This is a genomic window from Burkholderia sp. (assembly GCF_018375725.1).
In the GTDB taxonomy this organism is placed as follows: domain Bacteria; phylum Pseudomonadota; class Gammaproteobacteria; order Burkholderiales; family Burkholderiaceae; genus Burkholderia.
Genome location: NZ_JAHACR010000164.1, coordinates 1 through 9,300, shown reverse-complemented (window position 1 = coordinate 9,300; position 9,300 = coordinate 1). Strand labels below are relative to the sequence as shown.

The 9,300-nt window shown below is 66.4% G+C and carries 8 protein-coding genes; 3 read left to right on the top strand and 5 right to left on the bottom strand.

The annotated features are described in order from the left end of the window. Together KH616_RS16410 and KH616_RS16405 are read left to right on the top strand one after the other, a co-directional pair. Positions 1-750: aldehyde dehydrogenase family protein (locus tag KH616_RS16410; RefSeq protein ID WP_292248174.1), on the top strand; the 750-nt coding region annotated here is incomplete at its 5' end. Positions 751-864: 114 nt separating this feature from the next. Beyond that, positions 865-2,037, top strand: coding sequence for an FAD-binding oxidoreductase (locus tag KH616_RS16405; protein WP_292248171.1), 1,173 nt, complete (start codon positions 865-867; stop codon positions 2,035-2,037). Positions 2,038-2,216: 179 nt separating this feature from the next. On the opposite strand, the gene KH616_RS16400 is transcribed toward KH616_RS16405, so the two are convergent. Next, positions 2,217-2,876 (bottom strand): cysteine hydrolase family protein, encoded by a 660-nt coding sequence (locus KH616_RS16400; protein ID WP_292248168.1) that lies wholly within the window; start codon positions 2,874-2,876, stop codon positions 2,217-2,219. 105 nt (positions 2,877-2,981) lie between these two features. On the opposite strand from KH616_RS16400, the gene KH616_RS16395 reads away from it, so the two are divergent. After that, on the top strand, positions 2,982-3,980 hold the full coding sequence (locus KH616_RS16395; protein ID WP_292248177.1) for a helix-turn-helix domain-containing protein: 999 nt from the start codon (positions 2,982-2,984) through the stop codon (positions 3,978-3,980). A gap of 126 nt (positions 3,981-4,106) precedes the next feature. Here the strand turns inward: KH616_RS16395 and KH616_RS16390 are convergent, their stop codons facing one another. The 4 genes from KH616_RS16390 to KH616_RS16375 all read right to left on the bottom strand — a co-directional run. Next, a complete protein-coding gene (locus KH616_RS16390; RefSeq protein ID WP_292248165.1) occupies positions 4,107-5,186 on the bottom strand; it encodes a diguanylate cyclase in 1,080 nt (359 codons plus the stop codon). 36 nt (positions 5,187-5,222) lie between these two features. Next, positions 5,223-6,233, bottom strand: a complete 1,011-nt coding sequence (locus KH616_RS16385; protein WP_292248162.1) for a chemotaxis response regulator protein-glutamate methylesterase — start codon at positions 6,231-6,233, stop codon at positions 5,223-5,225. Then, a complete protein-coding gene (locus KH616_RS16380; protein WP_292248160.1) occupies positions 6,230-8,506 on the bottom strand; it encodes a hybrid sensor histidine kinase/response regulator in 2,277 nt (758 codons plus the stop codon). Before KH616_RS16380 ends, KH616_RS16385 begins: the two co-directional genes overlap by 4 nt. Continuing rightward, positions 8,503-9,300 (bottom strand): chemotaxis protein CheW (locus KH616_RS16375; protein ID WP_292248157.1); only part of this gene is annotated, 798 nt, incomplete at its 5' end. The genes KH616_RS16375 and KH616_RS16380, both read right to left, overlap by 4 nt.

Genomic DNA, 9,300 nt, shown 5'->3' with positions numbered 1-9,300 from the left:
CTCGAACTCGGCGGCAACAATGCGGGCATCGTGTCGCCGACGGCCGACATGGAACTCGCGCTGCGCGGCATCGTATTCTCCGCGGTCGGCACCGCCGGCCAGCGCTGCACGACGCTGCGCCGGCTGTTCGTTCACGAAAGCATCTACGACAAGACGGTCGAGCGCCTGAAGGCGCTGTATGCGAAGGTCGTGATCGGCAATCCGCTCGAAGCGGGTGTGCTGATGGGGCCGCTGATCGACGAGGCGTCGTTCGCGCGCATGCAGTCCGCGCTCGGACAGGCGCGCAACGAAGGCGGCAAGGTATTCGGCGGCGAGCGGCACGCGGTGGCGGGGCACGCGCGCGGTTTCTACGTGAACCCGGCAATTGTCGAGATGCCGTCGCAGACGCCGATCGTGCTGAAGGAAACTTTCGCGCCGATTTTGTACGTGCTGAAATACCGTGAACTGTCCGACGCGATCGCGGCGAACAATGCGGCGTCGCACGGGCTGTCGTCGTGCATCTTCACGACCGACATGCGCGAGAGCGAGCGCTTCCTGTCGGCGTCCGGCAGCGACTGCGGGATCGCGAACGTCAATATCGGGCCGAGCGGCGCGGAGATCGGCGGCGCGTTCGGCGGCGAGAAGGAAACGGGCGGCGGCCGCGAATCCGGCTCCGACGCGTGGAAGGCGTATATGCGCCGCGCGACGAATACCGTCAACTATTCGTCGGCGCTGCCGCTCGCGCAGGGCATCGACTTCAACCTCGGCTAAGCCGGCCCGCATGACCCGGCCGCGTCAGGCTGCACCGGATCGGGCAGGCGCGGCGATGGGTTCATCCGGCGCGGCCATGCGGCGGCGCCGTTCATGTGCAATCTGGAGACAGACGTGAGTGCTCAAGTCGTCATCGTGGGGGGCGGGGTCATCGGCAGTTCGATCGCCTACTTCCTGCGCGCATCCGATCCGACGGTGTCCGTGACGGTCATCGAACGCGATCCAACCTATGCGAAGTCGTCGTCGGCCTTGTCGGCCGCGTCGATCCGCCAGCAGTTCTCGACCCCGCTGTCGATCCAGATGTCGCTGTATGGCATCGAATTCCTGCGCACTATCGGCGAACGGCTCGAAGTCGACGGCAACGAGCCGTCGATCGATCTGCATGAAGGCGGTTACCTGTTTCTCGCGACGCCGGCGGGCGACGCGACGCTGCGCGAGAACCACGCGCTGCAGACCGCGCTCGGCGCCGACATCAGCCTGATGGATCGCGACGCGCTGCACGCAAAATTTCCGTGGCTGAACGTCGACGATCTCGTCTCGGGCGCTTATGGCCTGAGCGGCGAAGGCTGGTTCGACGGCTACGGGCTCGTGCAGGCGCTGCGCAAGAAGGCGCAATCGCTCGGCGCGCGCTATGTCGCGGCGGATGTCGTCGATGTCCTGCGCGAAGGCCGCAAGGTCACGCATGTCGTCACGGGCGACGGCGAGCGCCATGCGTGCGCCACGCTCGTCAATGCGGCCGGCGCGTGGGCGCGCCCGCTGGCGAAGATGATGGGGATCGACATCCCGGTTCATGCGCGGCGGCGCAGCATCTTCAACGTTTCGTCGCCGGCGAAACTGTCCGACTGCCCGCTGCTGATCGATCCGAGCGGCGTCTATTTCCGGCCGGAAGGCAAGACCTATATCTGCGGCACGTCGCCGAGCCCGGACCGGGATCCGGACGACCTGCCGCTCGACGAAGTCGATCACGATCTGTTCGACGAAGTGATCTGGCCGACGCTGGCGCATCGCGTGCCGGAATTCGAGGCGCTGCGCGTCGAGAATTGCTGGTCCGGATACTACGAATACAACGTGTTCGACCACAATGCGATCATCGGCTATCACCCGGATATCGACAATTGCGTGTTCGCGAACGGTTACAGCGGTCACGGTCTGCAGCAGGGGCCGGCGACCGGACGCGGCGTCAGCGAACTGATTCTCGGCGGCCGCTATGCGACGCTGGACCTGTCGTCGCTGAGCTGGGCGCGGGTGCTTGAGAACCGGCCGATCGTCGAAAAGAACGTCGTGTAGCAACGGCGTAGCCGCCCGATGTGTGGCGGGCGGCTTCTCCTTGTGTTTCATTGAATGGCCCGAATTTTTTCGGGCCTTTTTTATGTTTTTTCACGGGGGGGCGGGATATTGCTGTCCGACCCGGCGCCGGCGGCGGCGCTTGCACGAGATCAATGGCGGCTGACCGGGCAAGCGGCCAATCACACCGCCCGCGGCATCAGCTCGTCCCGCAGCAGGCCACGCGCCCGCTGGTTGGACTGGTAGATGGTGTCGCGTACCGGTGCCGCGCCGGTTTTCACGCTGTGCACCCATTCCCGGGTCGACATCACGGCCGCGAAGCGCGATTGCAGGACGACGCTGAACACGCGGTGGATCTCTTCCGCGCTCGCCAAGCCGGCCTGATTGCGATATGACACCGTACCCGACGCATCGCGCAGGAATTCGACCGCCATTCCGTTGTGCAGCGCGTGGTTGATCGTGGATGCGTCGCAGTTGTGCGTCATGTAGCCGACCACCGTGAGCGTATCGATGCCGCGCGCTTCCAGCCATTGCGCCAGATCCGTCTGCGCATAGGCGCTGGGCAGCGCCTTGCGCAGGTAATGGTCGCGCGGGCGCGACGCCACGACGGGATGCAGTTGCCAGCCATCCGAGTCGATGGCGAACAGCGGCGAGCCGGCGGGCGACGTCTGCTGCACGACGATCACCGGAATGCCTGCCGCATGCGCCGTATCCATGGCGACGCCGATATGGGCAACGGTCTGCTGCGGATCCGGGTACTCGATCGGCAGGCCGCCGGTGAAGTATTCGTTCTGGACATCGATGACGATCAGGGCGCGCTTCGGGATGGCATGGGCAGTCATGGCAAGACTCCTCGATATGGGTTTGAGCGGGCATTGCGTGAGCCCGTGGACAGCATCTTCGTCCATGGATATCCTTCCCGACAGTGGCCCGCAAGACATTCATCGATGAAATCGGGCCAAACGAACGGAGGCGCCATGCAACCCAGGGAAATTGCCGTTCTGGCTTTCAACGACATCAGTCCATTCCATCTCTCGGTGCCGTGCCTGGTGTTTGAAGATCGCACCTCTACCGGTTTGCCTTCGTACGAACTGCGGATTTGCGCTGGAGAGCCGGTCCGGAAAGGCGGCTTGCGCACCACCGCCGGGTTTGCCGTGCAGACCGACCTGACGCTTGAAGACGCCGCGCGCGCCGACGTGCTGATCGTGCCGTCGTGGCGCGACACGGAAGAGCGTCCGCCCGCGCCCATGCTGAACGCCGTGCGCGACGCGTACGAACGCGGTGCGACAGTGGTCGGCCTGTGCCTCGGTGCGTTCGTGCTGGCGGAAGCGGGCGTGCTCGACGGCCGCAAGGCGACCACGCACTGGAGCGCGGCCGAGGCGTTCTCGCGACGCTATCCGAGTGTCGGGCTGGTGCCCGACGTGCTGTATGTGGATGCCGACGAGGGCCGGCTGGTGACGTCCGCCGGCACGGCCGCCGGGCTGGACTGCTGCCTGCACCTGGTGCGCTGCTGGCACGGTGCGGAGGTGGCCAACCGCATCGCGCGGCGGCTGGTCGTGGCGCCGCATCGGCTGGGCGGCCAAGCCCAATATATCGAGCAGCCGCTGCATGACGCACCAGGCGGCGACCGTTTATCCGATCTGCTGAACTGGGCGGTGGCGAACCTCGCCGAGCCGCACACGCTCGACTCGCTGGCCGAGCGTGCGGCGATGAGCCGCCGGAATTTCACGCGCCGTTTTCGCGAGCTGACTGGCACGACGGTCGGCCAGTGGTTGCTCGGACAGCGCCTGGCCTATGCGCAGCGCATGCTGGAAACCACGCGCCAACCGGTAGAAGCGATTGCCCAGCTGGCGGGCTTCGGCAGCGCGGTATCGCTGCGCCAGCATTTCAGCAGGGCATTTCGCACGTCGCCCAGCGCTTATCGCGCGTTGTTTGCGCTGGCCTGACGAGGCGACGCGAAGGTGCGACGGATTCGACGCTCCGGCGATCTCCCTCGCCATTCGGGCGCCAGGGCAACATCTGCGCGCGCTCAGCCGCGTGCCCGGCTCCACGCGGACGTTCAACCAATGCCCTCACGCCACGAGCACACGATTCTTCCCAAAATGCTTCGCGCGATACAGCGCCTGATCCGCCGCTTCGATCAGCGACGTCATCGCGACACCCGCAGCCGGTACGATGGACGCGCCGCCGATGCTGACGGTCACATGCGAACTCGATGACGAGTATTCGTGCGGTATGCGTAACGCCTCGATCTCGCCACGGATCTTCTCGGCGAGGAGGCGCATTCCGCCGGCCGACGTCGCCGGCAACACGACCGCGAACTCTTCACCGCCAAAGCGCGCGGCGAGGTCGCCGGCGCGGCAGATGCAGCGCTCGATCGTCGATGCGATCCGCTTGAGCACCTCGTCGCCGGGCACGTGCCCATAGTTGTCGTTGTATGCCTTGAAGTTGTCGACATCGATCATCAGGAACGCCAGGTCGGTGTGCTCACGCGCACCGCGGCGCCATTCGGCCGACAGGTATTCGTCGAGATAGCGCCGGTTCGACAGCCCGGTGAGGCCATCCGAATTCGTCAGGCGCCGCAGTTCGAGGTTGGCCTGAAGCAACTGCTGCTGCGACTGCCGCAGCGCGCGATACGCTTCGTCGCGTTGCAGCAGGTTCACAAACGAACGCGAGTGATAGCGCACCCGCGCGACAAGCTCGATGCGATCCGGGAGCTTCACGAGGTAGTCGTTGGCGCCGGCCGCAAACGCGGCGCTCTTGATGACCGGATCCTCTTTCGTCGACAGCACGATGACCGGCACGTCGCGCGTGGCCGGGTTGGCCCGGTACGCCTTCACGAGCGTCAGGCCGTCGGTGCCGGGCATGACGAGATCCTGCAGAATCACGGTCGGCCGCGTGCGGGTCGCCTCTTCCATCGCGTCGTCCGAGCTTGCGCAATAGTGGAAGTCGATGCCCTCCTCATTCGCGAGCGCGCGTCGCACCGCCTCGGCGACGATGGCCTGATCGTCCACCAGCAGCACCATCGCCGGCACATCGGCCGCAGGCGGCGCCCCGAGCGCTGCCCGCGCGGCTTCGAGCGAGGCATCCGCGCCGTCGGTGTGACGCATGCCGCTGTCGCTGCAGTCCACAGCCGGGGGGTGATCACTCATCATGTCGAATCCTGTCGCTTTAAAACCTGTTGTCATTCACCGGCAGCAAAGACGCGCTTTCAGCTCGCCCGCGATGCTATCGAGAGGCAGAATCATACGCGCGGCACCGAGCGCTGCGGCGGCCTTCGGCATCCCGTACACCGCACTCGTCGCCTCGTCCTGCGCGATCGTATGGAAACCTTTCATTTTCATGGCCTTGAGTCCGATCGCGCCGTCGCGTCCCATGCCCGTGAGCAGCACGCCGATGACATCGCCGCGCCAGTGCTCCGTCACGCTGCTGAAGAACACGTCGACCGACGGCCGGTACGGTGTGTCGGCCGGATCGCGCGTGTAGTCGAGCAGGCCCACGCGCGTGAGGCGCAGATGGTCGTTGGTTCCCGCAAGCAGCGCAACGCCCGGCTGCGGTCGCTCGCCGGCAAGCGCGATGCGCACCGGCAGCGGCGTCTGGCTGTCGAGCCATTGCGCCATTCCCTCCGCAAACGCCTTGTCGACATGCTGCACGATCACGATTGCAGCGCCGAAATCGGCGGGCAAGCCGCGGAGCAGGGTGGCAAGTGCGGACGGTCCGCCGGCGGATGCGCCGATCGCGACGAGCGGCAGGCCGCCATTGTGCGCAGCCGTCGCCGCCTGCGTGACAGCGGGCGCGCTCTTCTCGAGCAGGCGGCCGATCTGGTCGATCTTCGCGAGCAGCGCCTGCGACGTATCCCCAAGCAGACCTTCCGCGAGCCGCGGCGTGTCGACGGCATCGAGCGCACCCGCGCCCATCGCCTCGTACACGCGCCAGGCGTTCGCGCCGACACTGCTCGTCACGACGAGGATCGCGCAGGGCGTGTCCGACGACATGATCCGGCGCGTCGCCTCGACCCCGTCGAACTTCGGCATCACGAGATCCATCAATACGATGTCGGGCGGTTGCGCGGCGCAGAAGTCGACGGCCTGCGCCCCATCGAATGCGACCCAGAGTATGCGGTGCTCGGGCCGCAGCGCGATCACGCGGCGCATTGCCTCGACGGCGAGCGGAAGGTCGTTGACGATGCCGATGTTCATGAACGGGATTCCCCAATCAGGTCGCGGACCGCATCGATCAGCGCGTCGTCGTGGAAACTGCTCTTCGCGAGATAGTAGTCGGCGCCTGCATCGAGCCCGCGGCGCCGATCCTCATCGCGATCCTTGTACGACACGATCATCACGGGCAGCGTTTTCAGCACCGCGTCGCGCTTGATCAGCGTGACGAGTTCGATGCCATCCATTCGCGGCATGTCGACGTCGGTGACGACGAGATCGAACGCCGCGCCACGCAGGGCGTTCCAGCCGTCCATCCCGTCGACGGCGACCGTGACCGCATAGCCCTGCTTGTCGAGCAGCTTGCGCTCGAGCTCGCGCACCGTCAACGAATCGTCGACGACGAGCACGTGCTTGCGCTGCGGCGCCGCCTCTTTCTGCACACTCCGGATCCGCTCGAGCTGGCCGCCGCGCACGAGCTTGCTCACCGACCGCAGCAGATCCTCGACATCGATGATCAGCGCCGGTTCGCCGTTTTCCATCACCGCGGCGGCGGCGATGTCCTTGACCTTGCCGAGCCGGGCGTCGAGCGGCTGGACCACGAGCATGCACTCGCCCAGGAACCGATCGACCGCGATGCCGTAGGTTTCGTGCCCATTGCCGATGACGACGACCGGAATCTGCTCGCGCGCGTCGCTCGCCGCCGTCGCACCGAGCAGCTGGTGCGCGGTGACGAGGCCGACACGCCGGCCGTCGAAGCGGAAATGCTGCTGGCCTTCGAGCATGTCGATGTCCGCGCGCGCGAGGTCGATTGTCCGGCGCACGTGCGCGAGCGGAAACGCATAGGCCTCGCCACCGGCTTCGACGAGGAGGCCCCGGATCACCGACAGCGTGAGCGGCAGTTGCAGGACGAAGCGGGTGCCGCGCCCGTATTCGGTCAATACCCGCACGGTGCCGCCCACCGCGTTCGCCATCTCGCGCACCGCATCGAGGCCGACGCCGCGGCCCGACACGTCGGTGACGCGCTCGCGCATCGAGAAACCCGGCAGCAGCAGGAAGTCGAGCAGTTCGTGATCGGACAGGCGCCGTGCGGTGTCGTCGTCGGCGAGCCCGCGCCGTACGACAGCCGCGCGCAACGCGTCGAGATCGACGCCCGCGCCGTCGTCGCTGACGGAAATCAGCAGCTGGCCGGCGCTGTGACGCGCATCGACCGTGACGACCGCTTCGGGCGGCTTGCCGGCGGCGATCCGCTGGTCGGGCGTCTCGACGCCGTGGTCGAGCGCGTTGCGCAGCAGGTGGCCGAGCGGCGCGTCGAGCATATCCAGAATGTCGCGGTCGATCTGCGTCGTTTCGCCGACGATGGAAAAGCGCACCTGCTTGCCGAGCGACCGGGCAAGGTCGCGCACGATACGCGGATAGGCATGCGTCGCGTCGCCAAATGGCAGCATCCGGCAATGCAGCGCTTCGTCGTACAACTGCTGCGCGAGATTCGTACTGCGGCGATCGAACCGGTCGAGTTCGTCGATGCGTGCGCCGAGCTGCAGATGCAGTTCGCCGAGCATGCGCCGCACGTCGTCCAGCGCGGCAAGCGCGCTTGCATCGACGTGCTCGGCCAGCGTCCCGATCAGGGCATCGAACCTGCGGCCTGCATCGCGCTGCGCGCGTCGCAGGTGCAGCAACGAGTCGGCGAACGGCTTTAACCGGTTCGATTCGACCAGCGACTCGCCGGACAAGCTCAGCAGCCGGTCAAGCTGGTCGGCGCGCACGCGCAGCATCCGTTGCGGATCGTGCCGCACGTCCGTGCGGACAGCGGGTGCAGACGCTGCAGGCGGTGCGATGCCGGGCGAGTCAGGCGGGGCGGCGGGTGCAGGCGCGCTGTCGGGCGCGGGCGGCAGATCGGGCGCGGCTGCCATGTGGTCCGGCGCCTCGACGAGCGAGCCAAGACGCCGGACCAGCGCGTCGATCTCGTTGCGGGCGACAGCGGCAGCGGGATCCGGGTCGCCGACGCGAAGCAGCAGGTCCACGCCGTGCAGCAACGCATCGATATGGGACGTCGACAGGATCAGCGCACCGCGTTGGGCCGCGACGAAGCATTCTTCCATCGCATGCGCAATGTCGACGCCGTCCGGCAGATCGATGATCCGCGCCGCGCCTTTGAGCGAATGCGCGGCGCGCATGCACGCCTCGAGCGCCGCGGCGTCCGTTGGCGCGGACTCGAGCGTGAGCAGGCCAGATCCGAGGACCTGCGTCTGCGTCTGTGCTTCGTCCCGGAACAAGTCCAGCAGCGAGATGCGCGACAGATCTTCGCCGGTACTCATCGCAAGCTCCGGGCGAGCGACTCGAACAGGCGGTCCGGATCCAGCAGGCCAACCGTCGTGCCGCGCCATTCGAAGACGCCGTGTGTGTGGGCGGCGGCCGAGTGAGTGAGCGTCGTCGGTGCCGGAATCAGCGTGTCGGCCGCGAAACGTATCACGCCTTCGACCTCGTCGACCGGCAGGACGGCGGTTTCGCCGCGATGTTCGGCGACGAGCATCCGCGCCTGTCCCTGGCGCAACGTATGGCGGCCCGTTCCGGCGCGGTCGAGGTTCAGCATGTCGCCGAGCGATGCCGCGATCATCAGCGTGCCGCGTACGTTCACGAGCCCCAGCACGACGCCGTTGCGCCGGTGCGGCAGCGGCTGGATCGGCCGCGGCTCGTCGACCTGACGCAGTGCGGGTACCGGCAGCGCGAGCCATTCATCGGCGATCCGGAAGGCGAGCGCGGCCTGCATCGTCGCGCGTTCGTTGTCGGCGACCGGTGTTGCCGTGGCCGTCGATTCCCGCACGGCAGCAGCGCCGGCAACGCCCCAGGAAAGCCCCATAACAAACCAGACGTCCAGCACAATATTGATAACCGATGCAATCACCATGGCGATAAGCGGCGTGCGGCTGTCTCCCAGCGCGCGCAGAATTGCAGCCAGCAGATTATACGCGACGATGATCGGAATCCCGCAGAAAATAATGCTGATATAAAGGTGCGCCATATCGATCGTTTCCGCCGGCGTATTCATCCAGACGAGGATCGGACGCGCAATCAGTAAAGCAAGGGTGGTAAATACCACAATGGTAATACC